The following is a 22,854-nucleotide window of genomic DNA, read 5'->3' as shown; positions in this document are numbered from 1 at the left end:
CGTACCTCGCTCCGCAGGGTCGGTACTCCTACACCTCGGGCGCGTTCGCCTCGAGCGTGACCAGCGGTCCACTCACCGCAGCCTCCCCGGAGAACGGCCGCTACAGGTACGGTGCCGGCGGAGTCATGCCGACCTCGTCCTGGCAGTCCACCAACTACTTCGTGGACGTGGAGTTCGTTGCGGACGAAAGCGCTCCGATGGTGGTCGAATCGGTCAGCCCGTCGCGAGATTTCGCCGCCGCCCCGCTATCGGCGAAGGTGACCGCGACTCTCAGCGGCGACGCCGACGGTCGGTCGGTGACTGTGGCGCTCGCAGGCCCCGGGGGTGCTGTCGCGGGCTCGTCCGCCTTCGACGCGGCGACAGGAGTCGTCACGTTCACCCCGTCATCCGGCCTGTCGTTCGGGACCGCATACACGGCGACGGTGAGGGTCAACGGAGCGGCGCTGGAGTTGTGGTCGTTCCGGACCGCGGACGCCGTGCAGAACCTGTTCGGTGCGACCGAGCCCACGGTCGCAGCGGCCACGGACGGGAACCCCATCGAGGTGGGCACGGCGTTTGCCGTATCAGAGCCGGGGAACGTCACGGCGATCCGCTTCTTCAAGGGATCCGAGAACGTCGGCAGTCATCGCGGTACCCTCTGGGGCCCGACCGGCGACGTGCTCGCACGCATCGACTTCGTCGACGAGACGGCGTCGGGCTGGCAACGTGCCGTGCTGAGCGAACCGGTCGCCGTCGTCCCAGGCACGACGTACACGGTCTCGTACTTCTCCCCGTCGGGGCACTACGGCTACACGAGCGGGTACTTCGACCAGGCACGCGTTTCCGGTTTCATCACCGCTCCGGCGACCGAGAACGGGCGCTTCGCGTACGGGTCGGATGGCGGCTTCCCGACGACGTCCTATCGCGCGAGTGCGTACTTCGTAGATGCGGAGATCACGTTCGGTGAGTCACCGGCACCGGCACCGACTCCTACTCCGACGCCCACCCCGACGCCGACGCCGACGCCGACTCCGACTCCGACGCCCACGATCACCGCGAAGACTCCTGCTGCCGACGCATCGAACGTCGACCCCGTGACCGCGAGCATCACCGCGACGCTGACGAATGCGTCGACGGCATCTCTGGCTGTCACGTCCGAGGGTGCAGCGGTGGCCGGGACCTCGAGCTTCAACGCGACCACGGGAGTCGTCGCCTTCACGCCGACGGCGGCGCTGCAGCGCGCTAAGACGTACGCCGTGACCGCGACCGCCGACGGCGCGTCGGTCGCCGGAGGCAGCTGGTCGTTCACGACGCTGCCCAATCCGGCGCTGACAGCCACGACGCCGGCCGCCTCGGCGACGAATGTCGACCCCGTGACCGCGAAGATCACGGCAACGCTGACCAATGCCTCCACGGCGACACTGGCGGTCACCTCCGGTGGCGCAGCCGTCGCCGGAACGTCGAGCTTCGACGCGTCCACGGGTGTCGTGACGTTCACCCCGACCCCCGCGCTCGAGTGGGCGAAGACCTACTCCGTCACCGCGACCGCCAATGGGGCATCGCTCAGCGGGGGCACCTGGTCGTTCAGCACCCTGCCGAAGGCGACGTCGACGGCGCGGACCCCGGCTTCCGGCGCGACGAACGTCAACCCGGCAACGGTCTCGATCACCTCCACGCTGAACACCGGCGTCACGGCATCCATCGCGCTCACCCTGGGCGGCACGGCCGTTCCCGGCACGTCGAGCTACGACGCGACCACGAGAGTCGTCACCTTCACACCGACCGCAGCGCTGGACTGGGCCAAGACCTACTCCGCCACGGTCACGGCCAACGGCACCACCGTGACGAATGGCACGTGGTCGTTCACGACGATGGCCAAGCAGGATCAGGTGAACCTCTTCGGCACGACTGCGACGCCGGCCAACGCGAACACGACGACGGTGCTCGACATCCAGGTGGCGACGAGGTTCAAGACCTCGGCCGCCGGTGTCGTGACGCACATCCGCTTCTACAAGGGCACGTCCAACACGGGAACGCACACGGGCTATCTGTGGAGCTCGAACGGAACGCGGCTCGCACAGGTGACCTTCGTCAACGAGACGGCATCCGGTTGGCAGACGGCCATCCTCGCGACACCCGTCCGCCTGACGGTGGGTGCCGAGTATCGCGTCGGCATGTACAGTACGTCCAACCGCTACCCTGTCACGACGGGTGGGCTGGCCTCCGTGGTCACGTCCGGCCCGCTGTCGACGATCGCAACGGGTGGGGCGTCCACGTACTCCCGCAACTATCCCAGCACGACCTCGACGAACAAGTACTGGATCGACGTGACATTCGATCCCGACAACTGACCCGGTTCGTCGTAGCATCAGACATCTAGGCCGTGCGGGGGCGCGGCTGAGAAGGAGAGTGACTTCAGCGTGTCAACACGACTGAGTGTGGCGGTGATCGGCGCGGGCTATTGGGGGCCGAACCTCGCGCGCAACTTCCGGGCGAGCCCGGACTGGCATCTGGCTGTGATCTGCGACCTCGACGCGGAGCGTGCGCAGCGCGTCGCTGACAGCGTCGGCGGCGTTCCCGTCTCGACCAGTCTCGACGACGTGCTGGCCGACCCGTCGATCGATGCGGTGGCGGTCGCGACTCCGGCTCGCACCCACCACCCGATCGTCCTCGCGGCCCTCAAGGCGGGCAAGCACGTCATCGTCGAGAAGCCGCTCGCGGACGAGCGCGAACGCGGGGCCGAGATGGTCGCCGAGGCTCGGGCGCGCGGCCTCGTGCTCATGGCCGACCATACCTACTGCTACACGCCCGCCGTGCTCAAGATCCGCGAACTGATCGCCGATGGGTTCCTGGGCGACATCCTGTTCGTCGACAGCGTGCGCATCAACCTGGGCCTCATTCAGCCCGACGTCGACGTGTTCTGGGACCTCGCGCCGCACGATCTGTCGATCATGGACTTCATCCTTCCCGGTGGGCTGAATCCCGAGACCGTCGCCGCGCACGGCGCCGATCCCCTCGGCACGGGAAAGTCCTGCATCGGATATCTCGCCATGCCGCTGGCGGGTGGAGCGATCGCGCATGTGCACGTGAACTGGCTGAGCCCCACCAAGATCCGGCAGATGGTCATCGGTGGCACGAAGCGCACGCTCGTGTGGGACGACCTCAACCCACAGCAGCGGCTGAGCGTGTACGACCGAGGCGTCGATCTTTCGCTGCAATCCAAAGACACGGCCGCCGACCCGCGCGCAGCGAACATCTCCTATCGCCTCGGTGACACGTGGTCGCCCGCCCTTCCCGAGCGCGAGGCGCTCGCCGGCGTCGCCGTCGAGTTCGCCGCCGCCATCCGCGAGCACCGCGAACCCCGGACGAGCGGTGGCTCCGGACTGCGCGTGCTGTCGGTGCTCGAGGCCGCTGCCGGCAGCCTTCAGAACCTTGGCGCGCCCATCCGAATCGATGTGACCGAAACCAACGCAGAGGTAGAAGATGTCAAAGCTTGAGAACGCCAATATCCTCGTCACGGGTGGCGCGGGCACGATCGGGTCGACGCTCGTCGACCAGCTGCTCGACGCCGGCGCGGCACACGTCGATGTGCTCGACAACCTGGTCCGCGGCCGCCTCGCCAACCTCGAACCGGCCCTGGCCTCCGGACGGGTGAGCCTGATCGATGGCGACATCCGCGACGCCAAGCTCGTCGATGAGCTCACCGCAGGGAAGGATGTCGTCTTCCACCAGGCGGCGATCCGCATCACGCAGTGCGCGGAAGAGCCCCGGCTCGCCCTCGAGGTGCTCGTTGACGGCACGTTCAACGTGGTCGAATCGGCGGCGAAGCACAAGGTCAAGAAGCTCATCGCCGCATCGAGCGCCTCGGTGTACGGCATGGCAGAGGCGTTCCCGACCGACGAGCGCCATCACCACCACAACAACGACACCCTCTACGGTGCGGCGAAGTCGTTCAACGAGGGGCTCATCCGCAGCTTCCGCGCGATGCAGGGCCTCGACTACGTCATCCTGCGCTACTTCAACGTCTATGGGCCCCGGATGGACGTGCACGGCCTGTATACCGAGGTGCTCGTCCGCTGGATGGAGCGCATCGTCGACGGCAAGCCGCCGCTCATCTTCGGCGACGGCCAGCAGACGATGGACTTCGTGTGCGTGCCCGACATCGCCCGCGCCAACGTGCTGGCCGCCGAGAGCGACATCGTCGAGGGTGTCTACAACATCGCGAGTGGCACCGAGACGAGCCTCCTCGAACTCGCTCAGGCCCTGCTGCGGGCGATGGATTCCGACCTGAGCGTCGAACACGGCCCCGAGCGCGCCGTCAACGGCGTCGTTCGCCGGCTCGCCGACACGCGCGCGGCCAAGCGCGACCTCGGCTTCGAGCCGACGATCGGTCTGGAAGACGGCCTGCGGGAGCTTGTCGAGTGGTGGCTGCCGCAGCGCGACGAGATCGCCGCAGGCCGGACGGTCGCCGCGTCATGAGCGAGCGCATCAATGTGATGGTGCCCTGGCTGGGTCGGGAAGAGGCAGATGCCGTCGCCCAGGCCATCGCCTCCGGCTGGGTCGCACAGGGCCCGCGCGTGGCGCGATTCGAGAAGGAGTTCGCCGCCTTCGTCGAGGCGCCCTTCGCCGTTGCGACGACGAGCTGCACCACCGCGCTTCACCTGGCGCTCATCGTCACGGGCGTCGGCCCCGGAGACGACGTCATCATCCCGTCGTTCTCGTTCGTCGCGACGACGAACGCCGTGCGGTACGTCGGCGCGAACCCCGTCTTCGCGGATGTCGACCTCGAGACCGGCAACCTGACGAGCGCAACGGTCTCCGCGGCGCTCACGCCGGCCACGAAGGCCGTCATCGCTGTCGATCAGGGCGGCGTGCCCGTCGACCTCGGCGACATCCGCTCCGTGACCGACCCGCTCGGCATCGTGGTGGTGGAGGATGCCGCGTGCGGCGCCGGCTCCACGTACCGCGGGCGGCCAGTCGGTGCGAGTGCCGAGATCGCCGCCTGGTCGTTCCACCCGCGCAAGCTCCTGACGACCGGCGAGGGCGGCATGCTCACCACGACCCGCGAGGACTGGGCGGCGCGAGCCAAGCACCTGCGCGAGCACGCGATGAGCGTCTCCGCCGCGGACCGCCACCGGTCGGTGCTGCCGCCGGCCGAGGAGTACAGCGAAGTCGGGTTCAACTACCGGATGACCGACCTTCAGGCCGCGGTCGGCATCGTCCAGCTCGGGCGCCTCCCCGAGATCGTGGCGCGTCGACGCGAGATCGCCGCCACCTATCGGGCGGCGATCGACGGCATCGAGGGGCTCCGCGCGGTCCGCGACCCCGAGCACGGCACCAGCAACTTCCAGTCGTTCTGGGTGGAGGTGCTGCCCTCGTACCCGACCGATCGCGAAGGCCTGCTCGAGGCGCTCGCCCTCGCCGACATCTCCGCGCGCCGGGGCATCATGGCCGCCCATCGGCAGCCTCCGTATCGCGACCTCACACCCGAACGCGGTTTGCCGGTCACCGAGCGGCTCACCGACAACACGCTGATCCTGCCCGTCTTCCACGCGCTGTCCGACGGCGATCAGCAGCGCGTCATCGACGTGCTCCGCGCATCCGGCGGCGTCTCGCCGTGACCGAGGGACTGCTGCTCGTGGGGGCGAGTGGGCTGGCTCGCGAAGTACTGGCCGCGGGCATCACCGGCGTGGTCGGCATCCTGGACGACGATGTCGAGCGTCATGGAACGGAAGTAGACGGCGTCCCCATCACCGGCCCGGTCTCCGACGCCGTGCGCAGACGGGAATCGCTGCTCGTCTGCGTCGGACCGAGTGCCGGTCGTCGCAACATCGTACGGCGGCTCGCGAAGGTCGGCGTCGCGCATGATCGGTATGCCACCTACGTCGCGCGCTCGGCGCGCATCGGAAAGACGGTCACGATCGGTGCCGGCAGCATCCTCCTCGACGGCGTCGTCGTGACGGCAGACGCCGCGATCGGGTCTCACGTCGTCATCATGCCCAACACCACGGTCACGCATGACGACGTGCTCGCCGATTTCGCAACGCTCGCGGCCGGTGTGTCGTTGGGGGGCGGGGTTCACGTCGAGGTGGGTGCCTACATCGGCATGAATGCCAGCATTCGTCAGGGGCTGCGCGTGGGAGAACATGCCGTCGTCGGCATGGGCTCCGCAGTTCTCACCGACATCCCCGCCGGGGAGACATGGGCCGGTGTGCCCGCACGACTATTGGGAGTGAGCACGTGAGCATGAAGGTTCCGTTCCTGGATCTGGCCGCCCAGCAGGCCGAAGTAGCCGATGAGGTTCTTCCGGTCTGGGAGACCCAGCTCGCATCGGCCGGTTTCATCGGCGGACCAGAGGTCGACGCATTCGAGCGCGAGTACGCCGACTACATCGGGGTCTCCCACGTCGTGGGCGTCTCCAACGGCACGGATGCGCTCGAGCTCGCTTACCGCGCCGTCGGCGTGGGACCCGGCGATGAGATCATCATGCCGGCCAACACGTTCATAGCGACCGCAGAAGCGGCGTCGCGGATCGGGGCGATTCCGGTCTTCGTCGACGTTGACGACGCGTACCTGCTCATCGACCCCGAGGCCATCGAGGCCGCCATCACCGAACGCACGCGCGCGATCGTGCCCGTGCACCTGTTCGGGCAGACCGCACCCACGGAGCGCATCACCGAGATCGCCGCCGCCCACGACCTGGTCGTGATCGAGGACGCCGCGCAGTCGCAGGGAGCCACATCGACGGCCGGCCGGGCGGGCGGGCTTTCGCGCGTCGCCGCGACGAGCTTCTATCCGGGCAAGAACCTCGGCGCGGCCGGCGACGCCGGTGCCGTGATGACGGATGACCCCGATGTCGCGGCGCTCATCCGCACCCTCGCCGCCCATGGCAGCTCCGTGAAGTACGTGCACAGTCACGCGGGCATGAACGCTCGTCTCGACGCGATCCAAGCGACGGTGCTGCGTGCGAAGCTGCGCCGCCTCGACGGCTGGAACGCCGCCCGCCGCGCCGCCGCAGACCGGTACGCGCAGCTGCTGGCCGACGTCCCCGGCGTGCGTCCGCCGCAGGTGCGCCCCGGCAACGAGGACGTCTGGCACCTCTACGTCGTTCGCCTCGAGGAGCGCGACCGGATGATGGCCGAACTCGGAGCGGCGGGCATCGGCGTCGGCATCCACTATCCCACCGCGGTGCATCTCACCGAGGCGTACGCGCATCTCGGATATCGCGCGGGACAGTTCCCCGTCGCAGAATCCGCGGCCGAGAGCATCCTCTCGCTTCCGATGTTCCCGCACCTGACCGAAGAGCAGCAGGTCGCCGTCGTGGAGGCGATCACGGCCGCGCTCCCGGTGCGGGTCGAAGGATAGGAGTGGACGATCGCCGCGCGGGCTCGGGCGCGCCACCGCGCCGACTCCGCATCATGGTCTGCCCGCACGAGCTGGTGACCGGTGGCAGCCAGATTAACGCGATCGATCTCGCCTCCCGTCTGCAGGGGCTGGGGCACGACGTGGAGGTGTTCGCACCCCGCGGCCCGCTCGTCGCCCGTATCGCGGCGCTGGGGCTGCCCTATCGCCCGGCCCCGCCGCGGCGCGGCGAACACGATACCGCCACCGTGCGCGCGTTCGTCAAGGAGATGCGTCGATTCAGGCCTGACATCGTGCACACGTACGAGTCCCCACCCACGATCTCGGCGGCCATCGCGGGCGCGGTGCGCCCCTATCGCGGTGTGGTCACGGTGATGTCGATGTCGGTGCCCGACTACATTCCGGAGCACATTCCGCTCCTCGTCGGGACGGGTGAACTGGCGGCCCCCCTCGAAGGCCGGATCGGCGGTGTCCATCTCATGGAGCCGCCCATCGACACCGATCACGATCAGCCGGGCGACACTGCCTCGGCGCGTGCGGCGCTCGGAATCGAGCTGGACGCGTTCGTGGTCTCGGTCGTCGGCCGGCTGTCGGCAGAGCATCACAAGGCCCGGGGCATCGCCGATGCGATCGACCGGCTCACGGCGCTCCCGCTCGCGGTGCCCGTGATCGTCCTCGTCGCCGGTGATGGCGACGAGGCGGATGTCGTGCGCGCGGCCGCCGAGCGGGCGAATGCGGGCGGCGTGGTCACGGTTCGGATGGAAGGCAACGTGGCCGATCCCCGCGGGATCTACGACGCCGCGGACGTGGTCTTCGGGATGGGCGGCTCCGCCCTGAGGGCGATGGCGCACGGGAAGCCGCTCATCGTCCAGGGCCGGGAAGGCTTCTGGCAGCTGCTCTCGCCGGCGAGCGTCGACAGGTTCTTCCTCCAGGGCTATTTCGGCATCGGTCCATCCGGTGGCCCGGCGTTCGACGACCTCGTGCGCGAGCTGGCCGCAGACCCCGGGCTGCGCCGGGAGCTAGGCCGGTTCGGGCGCTCGCTCGTGGTCGAGAGGTACTCGCTCGACGCCGCCACCCGCCAACTGGAATCGATCTACCTCGACGAGGTGGACGTCGATCGCGGGTGGGCCCAGCGCGCGGGATCCCTTGCGCGCTCGTATGGGCGCTATGCGAGGTTCCGGCTTGCGGTCGCGGCGCCGGGGCTGCGTCGCTCGTACAGGGCACTGGTGCGTCGAAATGACTGAGTCGACATCACTGAATGCCCGGGCGGCGCGCGGCGCCGCCTGGAGCGGTCTGAGCACCATCATCCTGCGGCTCGGGGGACTGGTCGTGGGGATCGTGCTGGCGCGCATCCTGACTCCCGAGGAGTTCGGCATCTACGCGGTCGCGCTCACCGTGCAGGCGATCTTGATGACGGTCGCCGACCTGGGGCTTTCGGCAGACATCATCCGCTCCGATGACCCCGAGAAGGTCGCGCCGACCGTCGCAACGCTGGGGCTCATCACCGGCACCGTGATGACCGTCATCACCGTTTCGACGAGCACCGCCCTGGCCGATCTGCTGGGAAGCCCCGATGCCGCACCCGCGATCTCGGTGCTCGCGTTCACCCTCCTCCTGGCCGGGATGACCGTCGTGCCGTTCGGGATGCTGCAGCGTCGATTCCAGCAGCGGGAGCTGTTCATCGTCGGCGTCGTGGACTTCGTCGTCTCCACCACTGTGACGCTGACCCTCGTCGCGCTCGGGTTCGGCGTCCTCGGCCTGGCGATCGGCCGTGTCTCCGCCCAGCTCGTGTCGACGGTGCTCCAGTTCTTCCTTGCGCGAATCGTGCCTCGGTTCGGCATCGACCGAAAGCAGGTGGGGCCTGTTCTCGCGTTCGGGCTCCCCATCGCCGCAGCGAACCTCCTGTCGTGGGCGTTGCTCAACGTCGACAACATCGTCCTGGTGCGAGTCGCCGGTGCGACCGCGCTGGGCTACTACGTGCTCGCTTTCAACATCTCGAGCTGGCCGATGAGCGCGCTCGGACAGGTCGTCCGCTCCATTTCCCTGCCGTACTTCTCGCGCAAAGGCGCCGGCAGCGACGGCCTTGCGGCGCTGACGGCCATCGCGTGGGCGGGCGCGCTTCCTGCCGGTGCCGTTCTCGCCGCCCTGAGCGCCCCGCTGATCGAGGTGGTCTATGGGGAGAAGTGGCTGCCCGCGGCGCCGGTGCTGGCGGCACTCGGACTCTATGGAAGTCTCCGCGTGGTCTTCGACATCTTCGCCGGATATCTCTACGCGCGGGGACGCTCACGGCCTGTGCTGTGGGTTCAGATCATCTGGCTGGTCGCGATCGTCGTCGGCATGATCTTCGCCACGCGCGCGTACGGGATCATCGGGGCCGCGTGGGTCCACGTGGTGGTCGCGGTCGTGGTGATACTCCCCGCGTACACGGTCGTGCTCACACTCGCGGGGGTGCACGTCCGCGAGATCTTCGAGGCCGCGTGGTGGCCGACCGTGGGCACCATCCCCGCGGTGGCCGTCGCCGTCGCAGCCAATATGCTCATCTCCAACCCCGTGTTCGCGCTTCTCGTCGGCGGATTCGGCTCCGTTCTGGTCTACGTCGCCGTGATGTTTCCCTGGGGGCGCAAGCACCTTCGCGGGCTGCGGGCCGATCGCGGAACAGCCGGGGAGGTGATCGAATGAACGATCGACGGCGTGGTCGTTCGTCGGCGGTCCGCTACGAGCCCCACGACGGCCGCGAGGGCGCGACGGTCACCGTCGTGATCCCGTGCTTCAACTACGCGCGGTTCCTCCCGCAGGCAGTCGATAGCGTTCTCACCCAGGAGGGCGTCACCGTCGACGTCATCGTGGTCGACGATGCGTCCACCGACGAGAGCGTCAGCGTTGCCGAACGGCTCGCGGCGGCCGACCCGCGCGTGCGCGTCGTGAAGAACGAGCGCAATCGGGGTGCGGTCGAGACGTTCAACCGCGGTCTTGCCGATGCTCGTGGCGAGTTCCTCGTGCGGCTCGATGCGGACGACATGCTGACCCCGGGCTCACTGCGACGCGCTGCGGCGGTGATGCAGCGTCTCCCGGGTGTCGGTCTCGTCTACGGGCATCCGATTCACTTCGAGGGCGACGCTCTTCCCGCTCCCCGGATCGTCGCGAGGTCATGGACGGTGTGGTCGGGGCGGGACTGGCTGCAGGCTCGATGCGTCGACGGGTCCAACGTGATCACGTCGCCCGAGGTGCTGATGCGTCGCAGCGTGATCGATGTCGTCGGTGGGCAGCGACCGCTGGCGCATACGCACGATATGGAGATGTGGCTTCGGATCGCCGCACACTCCGACATCGCCTACATCGTCGGCGCCGACCAGGCCTGGCACCGCGATCACGCAGACAGCCTCTCGACGAAGGCGGAGCACCCGCTTCTGATCCTCACCGAGGTGCGCGACGCCTTCGACGTGCTCTTCGACGGACTCGGTGCGGACTACGAGGGTGCCGATGAGCTCCGCGCACGGGCGCACCGGGCGATCGCACTGGAGGCGCTCGCCCATGCCAGCCGAGACCTCGATCGCGGGCGCTCGTCCGGCGACGTCGACAAGCTCCTGCGCTTCGCGGACGAGACCGATGCGACCATTGGGGAGACGGCCCTGCGGAGGCGCCTCGAAAGAAGGACGCGATCGGATCGCGGGCTGCCGTCGTTCGTCATCGCAGCGACAGGCATCTTCCCGCGGCTCCGTCGCCGCATGCGTCAGCGCGTCCGCGATCGGCGCTGGAGCGCGACGGGCGTGTACGAACCGCTGACGATTCGGTCGGCCGCCGCGGGCGACGAGGGGTACTCACGATGAAGGCTTCTGCTCTGGGCAACCGCGCGAAGCGCCTGAAGACCGGCATCGTGAAGGGTGCGAGGATCCTCCGGCAGGAGGGGCCGCGGGCATTCGCGCAGCGTCTCGCGCGCGTCGCCTACTCCAGACTGGATGCCGGTTCCCTTGATGAGCCACTGCTCGACGGCGACATCGCGGACTCCGCGCAGCTCGACCTGGCGCTCCCCGCGAGCCATCTCGTCCGCGGCACGCCCGCCCGCATCGGCTGGGTGACGGTTCCCCCGCGCGCCGGGTCGGGTGGGCACACGACCCTCTTCCGCATGGTCGAGGCCGTCGAAGCGGCCGGGCACGAGTGCGTGCTGTTCCTCTACGACCGCTACGGCGGCGACGTGCTTGCTCGCGAAGACGAGATCCGTGCGTGGTGGCCGAACATGCGGGCGAGCATCCGTGATGCCAAGGACGGCATCGCGGATGTCGACGCGTGCGTGGCCTCCGGGTGGGAGACCGCGCACATCCTGGCTCGCCGCGGCACCTCGCCGATGCGCCGCCTGTACTTCATCCAGGACTTCGAGCCGTACTTCTACGCCCGGGGCTCGATGTACTCGCTCGCCGAGGACACCTATCGCTTCGGGCTGCGCAACATCGCCCTCGGCGAGATGGTGGCGAGAGCCCTGCGCATCGAAGCGGACGCTCCCGCCGATGTCACCGAGTTCGGGTGTGACACATCGGTCTATCGGCTCCTTCATGACCGCGCGCGCACGGGCGTCGTGCTCTACGCCCGGCCCGACGTTCCGCGGCGAGGGTTCTGGCTCGCGAGGCTCGCGCTCGCCGAGTTCCATCGCATGCACCCCGATGTCGACATCCATCTCTACGGCTCGGAGGTGAAAGGCCTGCCGTTCCCGGCCACCCAGCATGGCCGGCTCACACCCACCGAACTCAACGAGCTCTACAACCGCAGCATCGCCGGCCTCGCCATGTCGTTCACGAACATCTCCCTCGTCGCCGAGGAAATGCTCGCCGCGGGGGTCGTCCCCGTCGTGAACGACTCGGTTCACTCCCGCGCAGACCTGGCCAATGACCACGTCGCCTGGGCGCGTCCGACCCCGCACGGCATCGCCGCTGCCCTCAGTGAGGTTGTGACGCGCCAGAATCGGGACGAGGAGGCCGGGGCCGCATCGGCATCCGTGCGGCAGTTCGGATGGACGAAGGCGCAGGCCGATCTCGTCCGGATCATCGAGGACGAGGTGTACGGATCGTGACCCCGAGAACGGACGACGCTGTGACACGCACGCGGACGAACGCCCATCATCTGCTCAGCCACACGGCAGCGGTCAGGCCCGACGCGCCGGCGCTGAGCTACCGCAACGAGACGATCTCCTATGGCGAGGCGTGGGAACGCGTCGGTGCGGCGGCGGCGCAGCTGCGCACGCTTGGCCTCGAACGCGGCGATCGGGTGGCGATCTACCTCGAGAAGAGGTTCGAGACAGTCGTCTCGATCTTCGCGGCGTCGGCGGCGGGCGGTGTGTTCGTGCCGATCAATCACGTGCTCAAGCCCGTGCAGGTCGGCCACATCCTCGCCGACAGCGGCGCGCGCGTCCTCATCACCTCGGCCGATCGGCTGGGTCAGCTCGCCTCGCTGCTTCCCGAGACCGAGATCGACGACGTCATCGTCGTCGGCTTGCTCAAGACCGAGACCGAGGCCTCCGGCGTTCGGCTGCACGAGTGGGCGTCGACCGACCTCCCCGGGGACGCCCTGCCGGAGCCCGCGGCGGTCGACATCGATCCCGCCGCCATCCTCTATACATCAGGCAGCACCGGCAAGCCCAAGGGCGTCGTGCTCAGCCACAGAAACCTCATTGTGGGGGCCGAGAGCGTCAGCACGTACCTCGAGAACACGAGCGACGACGTCATCCTCAGCGTGCTCCCGCTGAGCTTCGACGCCGGGCTCAGCCAGGTCACGACGGCGTTCTCCGTCGGCGCGCACTGCGTGCTCATGAACTATCTGCTCGCCCGCGAGGTACCCAAGCTGTGCGATCAGTATGGCGTGACGGGCCTGACGTGCGTGCCTCCGCTGTGGCTGCAGGTGGCCGAGCTCGACTGGCCCGAGGCCGTCGCCGGACGCCTCCGGTACTGGGCTAACACGGGCGGGCGGATGCCGCGCAAGACCCTCGACCGCCTTCGAGGTGTCTTCTCCGAGGCGAAGCCGTACCTGATGTACGGCCTCACCGAGGCATTCCGCTCCACGTACCTCGACCCTGCGGAGGTCGATCGTCGCCCCGACTCGATCGGCAAGGCGATCCCGAACGCCGAGATCCTCGTGCTCCGGCCGGACGGCACGCGCTGCGCGCCGGGGGAAGAGGGAGAGCTCGTGCACCGGGGTGCGCTCGTCGCCCTCGGATACTGGAACGACCCGGCACGGACCGCCGAACGATACCGGCCGGTCGACCACCCCGGGCAGGAGTGGCGCGCGCCCGAGCTCGCCGTGTGGTCGGGTGACACCGTGGTCGCGGACGACGAGGGCTTCCTCTATTTCGTCGGCCGCAAGGACGACATGATCAAGACCTCCGGGTATCGGGTGAGCCCGACCGAGATCGAGGAGGCGGCCTACAGCACCGGCCTCGTCGGGGATGTCGTGGCGATCGGCGTCGACGACGCCGCCCTCGGCCAGCGGATCGTCCTGAGCGTGACGGTCACGGAGGCCGAGGTCGACGAGGCCGCCATCACGGCCGCGCTGAGACAGCGACTCCCCCTCTACATGGTGCCGTCCTCCATCGACATCCGAGACGAGCTTCCGCGCTCACCCAACGGCAAATTCGACCGCAACCTGATCAAGGCCGAGGTATCCGCATGAAACCCCACGAGCACATCGCCGACTTCGGCACCGTCGACGGCGAGCTCCGCGTCGGAGGGATGCCGCTGAGCAGGCTCTCGGCACGCGTCGGATCGACACCGTTCTTCGCCTACGATCGGGGCCTTCTGGATGCACGGGTCGACAGGTTGCGGTCGGCGCTTCCCTCGAGGATCGAGCTGAGCTTCGCGATGAAGGCCAATCCGATGCCGGCGGTCGTGCAGCACCTTGCGCGTCGCGTCGACCGGATCGACGTCGCCTCGGGGCTCGAGATGCTCACGGCGCTCGACACGACGATGCCGGCGGACCGGGTCAGCTTCGCCGGCCCCGGAAAGGCGCCCGCCGAGATCCGGCAAGCCGTCGCCGCGGGGATCATCGTCGAGGTCGAATCGACCACCGAGCTCGGCCGGGTGATCGCGGCAGGTGACCAGCTGGGCATCACCCCGAACGTCGCGATCCGAGTCAATCCGGACTTCGCCGTCAAGGGATCGGGCATGCGGATGGGCGGCGGCCCGCAGCAGTTCGGCATCGACGCCGAGGTCGTGCCCGACGTGCTGCGCGAGTACGCGGCATCCGGCGTCAACATGCTGGGCTTCCACGTGTTCGCGGGCTCGCAGAATCTCAACGCCGAGATCATCGCCGAGGCGCAGCAGCGCACCGTCGACCTCGTGAGCTCCCTTGCCGAAGCGCTGCCGACCGAGCTCAGGTACATCAACCTGGGCGGCGGCTTCGGCATCCCGTATGTCGATCGCGACCGGCCCCTGGATCTCGACGCCGTCGCGGGCAGTCTGCACGAGCTCGTCGACGGGCCCATCGCCGAGCGGTTCCCGACTGATGCCAGCGTCGTCATCGAGCTCGGCCGCTACCTCGTAGGGGAGTGCGGCGTCTATGTCACCCGGGTGCTCGATCGCAAGGTGTCGCGCGGCAAGACCTACCTGGTCGTCGACGGCGGCATGCACCATCAGCTCGCCGCATCGGGCAACTTCGGTCAGGCGATCCGCCGCAACTATCCCGTCGTGGTCGGCAACCGCGCCGACCAGGCCACGGAGGACAGCGTGACCGTCGTAGGATGCCTGTGCACGCCGCTCGACCTGCTGGGGGACGACGTCGAGCTGCCGCCGGCCGACATCGATGACCTCATCGTGATCTTCCAGGCGGGCGCCTACGGCCTCACGGCCAGCCCGACCGCCTTCCTCGGCCACCCCGCCCCCGCCGAAGTCCTCGTCTGAGATCCAGGAGCCAGCAATGCCCGATACCGTCGATTCCGTCCGCGCCGTCCTCATCGAAACCCTCGAGCTTCAGCAGTCTCCCGAAGACCTTCAGACAGACACGGCGCTGTTCGGTGCGCTGCCCGAGCTGGATTCGTTCGGTGTGGTTCAGCTCGTCGCCGCGATCGAAGAGCGCTTCGACATCACGATCGACGACGACGAGTTCGGGGCGGAGCTGTTCGAGACCCTGGGCAGCCTGACCGAATTCGTCGACTCCAAGCTCGCGGCCGCGTAGCGCGGCGGCGTTCGCCGCCGCGCGGCCGCCGGCTTACCAGCGGACGAGGACGAGCTCGCTGTACAGGTAGTCCACCGTCGCGGGGTCAAGCCGGCTGCCCCGGAACATCTTCGGTCGCGGGTTCCTGAGCTCCCGACCGGGAGCCTTCGGCGTGAAGCCGAGCACCCGTCGTTCGGCGAGGGTCGCCAGCATCCCGTGGTGGAGGAGCAGGTGCGACGCCACGCCCGCCCAGGAGGCCTCCAGCAGCGCATGATCGCCGCCCGCATAGAGGGGTGTCGCGAAGACAGGTACGCGCTTGCGGCGATCCTTGCGGAACACGAGGTACGCATACACGCCGCCCCGTTCGATGAGCAGGTGGTTCGCGGCGGCGGCGTCGCGATGGTCGCGGTAGATCGCCGCATCCTGCCCACGCAGTGTGGTCTCCAGGGCCGCCGGGTCGGATGTGACCGTGGTCCGCCGGCCCGACGACCCGGGAAGGTTCACCGCCAGCTTCGTCGCGGTGTCGAGCCTCGTGAACCCGAGCCGCTCGTTCATGGCGACCACGTTGCCGCTGGGTGAGAGGTCGGTGAAGTCGAACCCCTTCTGCCCGAGCAGGGCGCGGATGAGCCGCAGGCTCTGAGAACGGTGAGATTCGAGCACGCAGAAGGCGGCGAGGTTGCACACGGCCACCGGCGCTCCCTCCACGCCGCGCGTCGAGTACACGGCAGCGTAGACGCCCACGATGCCTTCCTCGCCGACGAGCTGGAAGCCATGGTTCGGGGCATCCGACTTCCACGGCGGGCGGATCACGTCGGACCACGCCTCGGCCGTCACGCCGGCGTTCAGGTGCTGGTTCAGAAAAGCACCGACGGCACCGGCATCCTCCGCGCGAATCGGCTGCAACGCGACGGCCGGTCCACCCATGAGGCCAGGGTACCGGGTGCTGGGCCGTCAGAAGCTCACGAACGACCGCCGTCGCGATCGCAGCTCTACCCCGAGGACGAGGGCCACGGTCGCCGCGACACCGAGTAGACCCGTCATGCCGAGGGTGCGGATCGTGCTCCCCGTCAAGTGATGAACGACGACGGATTCCGGTGCGATGGTGATCGTGATGTCGTTGACGGGATCCACGTTGTACTCTCGCTGCAGGTCGTAGAGTTCGGTTCTCACTCGATCCACGACCTCGGCTCGAGTGGCCTCGGCCTCCTCGACGGTGTCGCCGACGACATCGAGCAGCAGCAACTGGTCGCCGAAGTTGGGAGCCCACTGGCCCCCAGAATCGGGCAAGCGGAGCCAATAGCTGCCGCCGCCCGGGATACCGATGAGGTCGACCTGCGGCGAGGCGAACTTCAGGGGACGATCCGGCCCGACGACGAGCTTCCCCACGATGCCCGCGGTGATGATGAGGTCTTCGGAGCGGGTCTTCAACGAGTTGGGGAACAGGGTGCTCGAAGGCGCCATGAAGACGACCTCGGAGCGCGACCAGTAGGTGCCGTCGTCCCGGGTCGCGACGACGCAGAGGACGGTCGTGCAGAGTGCACCGATGAGAACAATCGGCCACCTCCGGATGAGGGCACTGAAGAAATCTCGCAGCGTCACGGTGTCTCGAAGCTGATCATGAGCGGGCGAAGGAGCGGGCGCGTCCTCCCGCCAGAGAATACTCGCAGGGGCTGAGCATTCCATGAGGGTGATGCCCGCCCTCGCACCAACCTCCCAGCGATCCGGGTGCGGCGGCTGATAGCCTGGACCGTCGTCAACAGGCTCGGGGGAAACATGACGTTCAAGGGTGTGATGAGCGCGCTCGGGCGTCGCTGGTACATCGTGCTCGTGGGCCTCCTGATGACGGCCGCCCTCGGGTATGGGGTGATCAACATCAGCCCCCCGAACTACACCGCGCGGGGGCTCGTGCTCCTGCTCCCGCCCCTCGACCCGAACGTCGAGACCCCGGCCGGCGAGAACCCCTTGCTGAGTCTCAGCGGACTTGACCTGCCCGCCCGTGTGGTCGTCGCGTCGTTCTCCAGCAATGCCGCCCAAGAGCGCATCGCGAAACTGCACCCGGACGCCGAGGTGTCGGTCGAAATGGAAGAGTCCACCCGGGGACCTATCATCTCGATCGACGTCACCGATTCGTCACCGAAGGGGACGATCGCAACCCTCGATTATGTCGCCGGCTCCGTCGCCACCAGTCTGCAGAGCCTCCAGGACGAGATCGGCGTGCCCGCCGAGGCGATCGTGAACTCCAAGCCACTGACGATGGATACTCTGGCCGAGGCCGACTACGGAGACCTGGTCCGTCTGCTCATCCTCGCCGCGGGGGCGGGTCTCGTGGTGACGGTGCTCGCCGCCTACGTCCTCGACGGCATCATGGCGCGCACGGTCCGCCGTGGCCGTGGCCGTGGTCGCCGGGGTGGGAACGATTTCGACCTCTCGGATGACTTCCCCACGACCGAGGCGCCGCAGATCGCGCGGAGGGTCTTTCCCGCGGATCCCATGCCCGCGGCGCCCGCGCGTCGTTCGACGTCCGGGTGACGCCGGTGGCGTGGGCGAGTACCGACTCCAGCGTCGCGCGGGTCGAGCCTCTCTCGCCCGACGGCGCCCGGGGCGATTTCGTCACCGCGTGCCTCACGGTGTACATCGTCGTGCTGTTCGCCGTTCCGTCCCGCCTCGTCGTCGGGCCGCTCGGGAGTGCCGGTTCCATCTCCATGCTCCTGGGCCTCGTGAGCTTCGGGCTATGGGTCGTGCTGCTCCTCGTCGGGTTCGGGCGCGTCATGCCCCCGACGGCGCGACCCCTGCGCTGGGCGCTCGGTGCATTCGCCTTCTCTGTCGGCGTGTCCTACGTGCTCGCCATGTCGCAGCCGATCAGCTCCGACGAGATCAGCCCGGCCGATGTCGCGATCCTCTCGCTCACGTCGTGGGCGGGCATCATGCTGCTCTCCCACGACGGAATCACGAGCTCGCGGAAGCTGGGCACCGTCCTCTGGCGGTTCGTCTTCTGCGGCGGGCTGCTGGCGCTCCTCGGGATCGCTCAGTTCGCGACCCGGCAGGCGATCGTCGATCTCATCTCCATCCCAGGGCTGACATCCATCGCCGACGCGACGCTCTATAACCGCAACGGACTAGTGCGACCGGCGGGCACGGCGATCCATCCGATCGAGTACGGCACCCTGCTGTGCATCCTGCTTCCGCTGGCGCTGCACGTTGGTCTTCACTACCGGGAACGCCCTCCCGTGCTGCGGTGGTTCCCGGCCGTCGCGATCGCCGGCGTCATCGCGATCTCGTCATCTCGGTCGGCCTATCTCGGCGCCGTGCTCGGCGTGGTGATCTGCATGGTGGCCTGGACCTCGAAGCAGCGCCGCATCCTGATCACCATCGTCGCCGTCGGCTTCGCCGTGGCGTCGATTGCGCTGCCGCGGCTCATCACGTCGATCACGAACCTCTTCGTCGGTGTCGAGGAAGACCCGAGCATCGCGTCGCGCACCGACAGCTTCAGTTTCGCGTGGGCGTTCATCGCCGAGCATCCCCTGTTCGGGCGCGGCCTCGGCACGTTCCTGCCCAAGTACCGCATCTTCGACAATCAGTACCTAGGGATGCTGGTCACCATCGGCGTCGTCGGCGCGTTGGCGCTCGTCGCCATCGGGATCGTCGCCATGTCGCAGCTGATGCGCGTCTACCAGGTGGTCGAAGACCCCCGCACGTCTGATCTTTCCGTCTCCCTGGTCGCCTCGGTGGCGGCCGGTTTCGTCAGCCTGGCCTTCTTCGACGCCTTCGCCTTTCCCATGACCATGGGGACTCTGTTCCTCGTGCTCGGTCTCGTCGGCGCGTTCAGCCGGCTGAGCCTGCGGGATGCGGCGGGCGAGCGTCCGTCGTTCATCACCACGCCGTTCTGAGGCCGCGGTTGCTCCGGTAACGTGTGATCGGGGAGATCATGCGGATCAGGATGACCGCATGCGGAAACTCGTGGGGGCGAGATGTCAAGTGTTGTGATAGCGGCGCACAACGAGGAGGCCGTCATCGGCGCGTGCCTCGACGCGCTCCTCGGGCAGACGACATCGGAGCCCGTCCACATCGTCGTGAGCGCCAACGGGTGCGTCGACAAGACCGTCGAGATCGCGCGCCGGTACGCGGTCACAGTGCTCGATCGGCCGGAGCCGGGAAAGGCCGCCGCACTCAACGCGGGCGACGATGCGGCCGAGGGCTTTCCCCGCATCTACCTCGATGCCGACATCATCGTGCCTCCCGGCGGGCTCGAGGCCGTGCTTCGTCGCCTCGGCCCGGAAACGCTCGTCGCCGTGCCCGCGCGACGCCTCGACCTGCGCGATCGCGCGTGGCCGGTGCGCGGGTTCTACGCGATCAACGAGCGCCTGCCCGCATATACGAACGGCCTTTTCGGTCGGGGCATGATCGCCGTCTCGGCCGACGGCCGCGCGCGTTTCGGCCGCTTTCCCCACGTGGTCGCCGACGACCTCTTCCTCGACTCGCAGTTCTCCGACGCCGAGAAGGGCGAGGCGAGCGATGTGGCCGTCGTGGTCGAGGCGCCCTACACGACGCGCGACCTGGTTCGCCGGCTCGTCCGCGTGCGGCGGGGAAACGCCGAGATGCGTGCCGCGGGTGGAACCGGCGAGATCGAGGTGAACGTGCGGCGGGCCGATCGCTGGGCGTGGCTCCGCGACGTCGTTGTGCCGCACCCGCGGCTCGTCTTCCCGGCGGTGCCCTACCTGGCGATCACCGTGTGGGCAGCCCTGCAGGCCCGCCGCTCGCGCACGCGCGCGGCGCAGTGGGGCCGCGACGAGAGCACGCGCAGGATCGCCGCGACGGATGGCGGAGGAGACGCCTCGTGAACATCAATATCTGCTTCCACGGGATCGGTGTCTGCACCAACGAGCGCGAACCGGGTGAGGCGGCCTACTGGGTTTCGGAGGACGTCTTCCTGGGCATCCTCGACGCCGCGCGGGAACGACCGAGGGTGCGACTGAGCTTCGACGACGGCAATCGGTCCGACGTCGAGGTGGCACTTCCGGCCCTTCGGACGCGCGGGTTGGATGCCGAGTTCTTCGCGCTCGCCGGTCGCCTGGACGACCCCGCGAGCCTGAATCCCGCCGACCTCCGGTCGCTGCGCGCCGCGGGCATGCGGATCGGCAGCCACGGGTGGGCTCACGTGCCCTGGCGCCGCATGAGCGCGGGCGAGGTCCGGCGGGAACTCGACGAGGCGCGCACCACTCTCGCGGCGGCGAGCGACGGCGAGATCGACACCGCGGCCTTTCCGCTGGGACGCTACGACCGACCACTGCTCGGCAACCTGAAGAAGCGCGGCTACACGACGGTGTATTCGAGCGACAGGTTTCCGGCGCGGTCCGAATCGTGGCTGCAGGCGCGGTACAGCGTCACGGCGGGCGACACCGTCGAGTCGGTGCGGCGGATCATGGATCACACCATCGGCCTCGGCGACGCGCGCAACGTGCTCGCGAGCGTCGTCAAGAGGCTCCGTTGAGCCGCCGGGCGAGCGCCTCGCGCTCCGGCGAGAGCGCCGCGCTCTCCGCGCGAGGCCATTCTCTGCACGCGAACGGGGGTGCCGTACGATGAACTCCGTGCCGAACGATGTCGCCGCTGTCGTCGTGACCTACAACAGCGAGAGGCACATCGCCGAACTGCTCGACAGCCTTCCCGCATCGATGGGCGATCTGTCGTATTCCGTGGTGGTCGTCGACAACGGCTCGTCCGACGGGACGCTCGCCCTGCTCGACGCGCGGTCTGACTGCCTCGTCGTGCGTTCCACCAACGTCGGGTATGCGGGCGGCATGAACCGCGCGGTGCGAGAGTCACCCGCGCACTCGACCGTGCTCATCCTGAACCCGGACTCGACGCTCGATCCTGGTGCCGTGCCGACCATGCTCGAAGTGCTCCGCCGCACCGGCGCCGCCGTCGTGGCACCGCGGGTCCGCGAGGAGGACGGCAGCCTCTCTCCGACGTTGCGGCGAGGGCCGACGATGGGTCGTGTGGGCGGCCTGAGCTTCACCGGCCTCCCGGCCTTCACCGAGCGCATCGAGGACGCGCGCGAGTATGACACCGAGCACGAGGTGGAGTGGGCGGTCGGTGCGATCCTCCTGGTCGACGGTGAGCTGTACGCCTCGCTCGGTGGCATGGACGAGTCGTACTTCCTCTATTCGGAAGAGACCGACTTCAGCCTCCGTGCGAAGGATGCCGGCCTGCCCACCGTCTACACGCCGGCCGCGGGAGCGATGCACGTCGGGGGCGGATCGGGCGAAAGCGCGACGACCCACACCATGAAGATCCTGAACCGCGTGCGCCTCTACCGACGCCGCGCCGGCACGTTCCGCGCGTCGATCTACTTCGGGATGACGGTGCTCGTAGAGCTGCGGCGCGCCGTGCTGGGACATGACAAGTCGTGGTCGACGATGCGCGCCCTGCTGCGGCCGTCCCGGCGACCGGCGGCGCTCGGCGCCAGCGACTCGCTGCTCCCGCGTTAGACCGCGTCGGCTGAGGGGAGAGGGGATCCCATGCGGAAGGTTCTGATGGTGGCGCCGGCGTGCGACGGCGAGGACACCGGGGAGTCCTGGGTCGCATTCCAGTGGGCACAACTCGCCGCGCGGAGATTCGATCTCACCCTGCTGACCACGTACAAGGCCGGCCACACACCGCCGTCCCAGCAGCTCGAGGGCGCTCGCGTGATCGAGTGGCCCGAGCCGCCCCTCGTGGGCCGGTTCGAGCGCCTCAACAGCCTCCTGCAGCCCGGGTACGTTCCGTTCTACCTCCGGGCGCGGCGCTGGATCAAAGGTCGCCTGGCAGCCGGCGAGCGCTTCGACGTGGCACACCAGAGCGTTCCCGTGGCGATGCGGTACGCGTCGCCCGCCGCTGCCCTCGGCATCCCCTTCGTCATCGGTCCGGTGGGGGGAAGCCTGGAGTCGCCGGCGGCGTTCGTCGCGGAGGAGGGCGCGACCCCGTGGTACCAGAGGATGCGCTCCCTCGACGGCTGGCGCATCCGCCGCGACCCGCTGCTGCGGCGCACGTACGAGTCGGCGGACTGCGTGGTCGGTGTCGCGCCGTACGTGCAGGATTTCCTCGCCGGCCTCACGCTCAAGCGGTTCGAGCTCATGAGCGAGACCGCCGTGCACGAGATTCACCCGCCCGTCGACCGTTCCGGTCGCACGGGGCCGGTGCGTCTGCTCTTCGTGGGTCGCATCATCCGCACGAAGGGACTCCGCGACGCCCTTCGCGCGCTGGGGTCGGTGCCGGACCTCGACGTCGTGCTCGACGTGGTCGGCGACGGCAACGACCGAGAGGCGTGCGAGGAGCTCGTGCGGGAGCTCGGCCTCGAGTCGAAGGTGGTCTTCCACGGGATCATCCCGCGCGCCGACGTCGACG

21 protein-coding genes are annotated in these 22,854 nt (G+C 68.6%); 19 read left to right on the top strand and 2 right to left on the bottom strand.

Annotated features, from left to right (window positions below):
- The 13 genes from VNT50_RS07645 to VNT50_RS07585 all read left to right on the top strand — a co-directional run.
- A partial coding sequence (locus tag VNT50_RS07645) for a DUF4082 domain-containing protein (protein ID WP_325484514.1) occupies window positions 1–2,330 on the top strand: 2,330 nt, incomplete at its 5' end.
- Window positions 2,331–2,399: 69 nt separating this feature from the next.
- Window positions 2,400–3,476, top strand: coding sequence for a Gfo/Idh/MocA family protein (locus VNT50_RS07640; RefSeq protein ID WP_325484513.1), 1,077 nt, complete (start codon window positions 2,400–2,402; stop codon window positions 3,474–3,476).
- Complete coding sequence (locus VNT50_RS07635; protein WP_325484512.1) at window positions 3,463–4,458, top strand: NAD-dependent epimerase/dehydratase family protein; 996 nt, start codon at window positions 3,463–3,465, stop codon at window positions 4,456–4,458. The genes VNT50_RS07640 and VNT50_RS07635 overlap by 14 nt, the downstream gene beginning before the upstream one ends.
- Window positions 4,455–5,600: a DegT/DnrJ/EryC1/StrS family aminotransferase gene (locus VNT50_RS07630; protein ID WP_325484511.1), complete on the top strand. Its 1,146-nt coding sequence runs from the start codon at window positions 4,455–4,457 to the stop codon at window positions 5,598–5,600. Before VNT50_RS07635 ends, VNT50_RS07630 begins: the two co-directional genes overlap by 4 nt.
- Window positions 5,597–6,223 (top strand): NeuD/PglB/VioB family sugar acetyltransferase, encoded by a 627-nt coding sequence (locus VNT50_RS07625; RefSeq protein WP_325484510.1) that lies wholly within the window; start codon window positions 5,597–5,599, stop codon window positions 6,221–6,223. Before VNT50_RS07630 ends, VNT50_RS07625 begins: the two co-directional genes overlap by 4 nt.
- A gap of 2 nt (window positions 6,224–6,225) precedes the next feature.
- Entirely contained in the window at window positions 6,226–7,344 is a 1,119-nt protein-coding gene (locus VNT50_RS07620) for a DegT/DnrJ/EryC1/StrS family aminotransferase (protein WP_325484515.1), read from the top strand.
- Between the two features lie 2 nt (window positions 7,345–7,346).
- Window positions 7,347–8,585, top strand: coding sequence for a glycosyltransferase family 4 protein (locus tag VNT50_RS07615; RefSeq protein ID WP_325484509.1), 1,239 nt, complete (start codon window positions 7,347–7,349; stop codon window positions 8,583–8,585).
- Window positions 8,578–10,020 carry a lipopolysaccharide biosynthesis protein gene (locus VNT50_RS07610; RefSeq protein WP_325484508.1) on the top strand — a complete coding sequence of 481 codons (1,443 nt, stop codon included), beginning with the start codon at window positions 8,578–8,580 and terminating at the stop codon, window positions 10,018–10,020. Before VNT50_RS07615 ends, VNT50_RS07610 begins: the two co-directional genes overlap by 8 nt.
- A complete protein-coding gene (locus tag VNT50_RS07605; protein ID WP_325484507.1) occupies window positions 10,017–11,168 on the top strand; it encodes a glycosyltransferase family 2 protein in 1,152 nt (383 codons plus the stop codon). The genes VNT50_RS07610 and VNT50_RS07605 overlap by 4 nt, the downstream gene beginning before the upstream one ends.
- Window positions 11,165–12,403 (top strand): rhamnosyltransferase WsaF family glycosyltransferase, encoded by a 1,239-nt coding sequence (locus VNT50_RS07600; RefSeq protein ID WP_325484506.1) that lies wholly within the window; start codon window positions 11,165–11,167, stop codon window positions 12,401–12,403. Before VNT50_RS07605 ends, VNT50_RS07600 begins: the two co-directional genes overlap by 4 nt.
- Before the next feature lie 20 nt (window positions 12,404–12,423).
- Complete coding sequence (locus tag VNT50_RS07595) at window positions 12,424–13,995, top strand: acyl-CoA ligase (AMP-forming), exosortase A system-associated (RefSeq protein WP_325484505.1); 1,572 nt, start codon at window positions 12,424–12,426, stop codon at window positions 13,993–13,995.
- A complete protein-coding gene (locus tag VNT50_RS07590; protein ID WP_325484504.1) occupies window positions 13,992–15,221 on the top strand; it encodes a pyridoxal-dependent decarboxylase, exosortase A system-associated in 1,230 nt (409 codons plus the stop codon). Before VNT50_RS07595 ends, VNT50_RS07590 begins: the two co-directional genes overlap by 4 nt.
- Window positions 15,222–15,237: 16 nt before the next feature.
- Complete coding sequence (locus VNT50_RS07585; RefSeq protein WP_325484503.1) at window positions 15,238–15,495, top strand: acyl carrier protein; 258 nt, start codon at window positions 15,238–15,240, stop codon at window positions 15,493–15,495.
- Between the two features lie 33 nt (window positions 15,496–15,528).
- Here VNT50_RS07585 and VNT50_RS07580 read toward each other — a convergent pair whose 3' ends face one another.
- Together VNT50_RS07580 and VNT50_RS07575 are read right to left on the bottom strand one after the other, a co-directional pair.
- Window positions 15,529–16,398 carry a hypothetical protein gene (locus tag VNT50_RS07580; protein WP_325484502.1) on the bottom strand — a complete coding sequence of 290 codons (870 nt, stop codon included), beginning with the start codon at window positions 16,396–16,398 and terminating at the stop codon, window positions 15,529–15,531.
- 27 nt (window positions 16,399–16,425) lie between these two features.
- Entirely contained in the window at window positions 16,426–17,073 is a 648-nt protein-coding gene (locus tag VNT50_RS07575; RefSeq protein WP_325484501.1) for a hypothetical protein, read from the bottom strand.
- Between the two features lie 174 nt (window positions 17,074–17,247).
- On the opposite strand from VNT50_RS07575, the gene VNT50_RS07570 reads away from it, so the two are divergent.
- From VNT50_RS07570 to VNT50_RS07545, 6 genes are all read left to right on the top strand, one after another.
- On the top strand, window positions 17,248–18,003 hold the full coding sequence (locus VNT50_RS07570) for a YveK family protein (RefSeq protein WP_325484500.1): 756 nt from the start codon (window positions 17,248–17,250) through the stop codon (window positions 18,001–18,003).
- Between the two features lie 5 nt (window positions 18,004–18,008).
- On the top strand, window positions 18,009–19,361 hold the full coding sequence (locus VNT50_RS07565) for an O-antigen ligase family protein (protein ID WP_325484499.1): 1,353 nt from the start codon (window positions 18,009–18,011) through the stop codon (window positions 19,359–19,361).
- Between the two features lie 81 nt (window positions 19,362–19,442).
- Window positions 19,443–20,312: a glycosyltransferase family 2 protein gene (locus tag VNT50_RS07560; protein WP_325484498.1), complete on the top strand. Its 870-nt coding sequence runs from the start codon at window positions 19,443–19,445 to the stop codon at window positions 20,310–20,312.
- Entirely contained in the window at window positions 20,309–20,962 is a 654-nt protein-coding gene (locus VNT50_RS07555; protein ID WP_325484497.1) for a polysaccharide deacetylase family protein, read from the top strand. The genes VNT50_RS07560 and VNT50_RS07555 overlap by 4 nt, the downstream gene beginning before the upstream one ends.
- 97 nt (window positions 20,963–21,059) lie before the next feature.
- Complete coding sequence (locus VNT50_RS07550) at window positions 21,060–21,959, top strand: glycosyltransferase family 2 protein (protein WP_325484496.1); 900 nt, start codon at window positions 21,060–21,062, stop codon at window positions 21,957–21,959.
- Window positions 21,960–21,989: 30 nt separating this feature from the next.
- On the top strand, window positions 21,990–22,854 hold an 865-nt coding region (locus VNT50_RS07545; protein ID WP_325484495.1), incomplete at its 3' end, for a glycosyltransferase.

The sequence above is a fragment of the Microbacterium sp. genome (assembly GCF_035554235.1).
GTDB lineage: Bacteria > Actinomycetota > Actinomycetes > Actinomycetales > Microbacteriaceae > Microbacterium.
Note: the sequence above shows the minus strand (reverse complement) of the source record. Positions and strands in the feature narration are given on the sequence as shown.

Coding starts and splice junctions, on each gene's coding strand:
- VNT50_RS07635 (WP_325484512.1), top strand. CDS start 3,463: ATGTCAAAGCTTGAGAACGCCAATATCCTCGTCACGGGTGGCGCGGGC.
- VNT50_RS07630 (WP_325484511.1), top strand. CDS start 4,455: ATGAGCGAGCGCATCAATGTGATGGTGCCCTGGCTGGGTCGGGAAGAG.
- VNT50_RS07620 (WP_325484515.1), top strand. CDS start 6,226: ATGAAGGTTCCGTTCCTGGATCTGGCCGCCCAGCAGGCCGAAGTAGCC.
- VNT50_RS07610 (WP_325484508.1), top strand. CDS start 8,578: ATGACTGAGTCGACATCACTGAATGCCCGGGCGGCGCGCGGCGCCGCC.
- VNT50_RS07605 (WP_325484507.1), top strand. CDS start 10,017: ATGAACGATCGACGGCGTGGTCGTTCGTCGGCGGTCCGCTACGAGCCC.
- VNT50_RS07600 (WP_325484506.1), top strand. CDS start 11,165: ATGAAGGCTTCTGCTCTGGGCAACCGCGCGAAGCGCCTGAAGACCGGC.
- VNT50_RS07590 (WP_325484504.1), top strand. CDS start 13,992: ATGAAACCCCACGAGCACATCGCCGACTTCGGCACCGTCGACGGCGAG.
- VNT50_RS07585 (WP_325484503.1), top strand. CDS start 15,238: ATGCCCGATACCGTCGATTCCGTCCGCGCCGTCCTCATCGAAACCCTC.
- VNT50_RS07580 (WP_325484502.1), bottom strand. CDS start 16,398: ATGGGTGGACCGGCCGTCGCGTTGCAGCCGATTCGCGCGGAGGATGCC.
- VNT50_RS07570 (WP_325484500.1), top strand. CDS start 17,248: ATGACGTTCAAGGGTGTGATGAGCGCGCTCGGGCGTCGCTGGTACATC.
- VNT50_RS07560 (WP_325484498.1), top strand. CDS start 19,443: ATGTCAAGTGTTGTGATAGCGGCGCACAACGAGGAGGCCGTCATCGGC.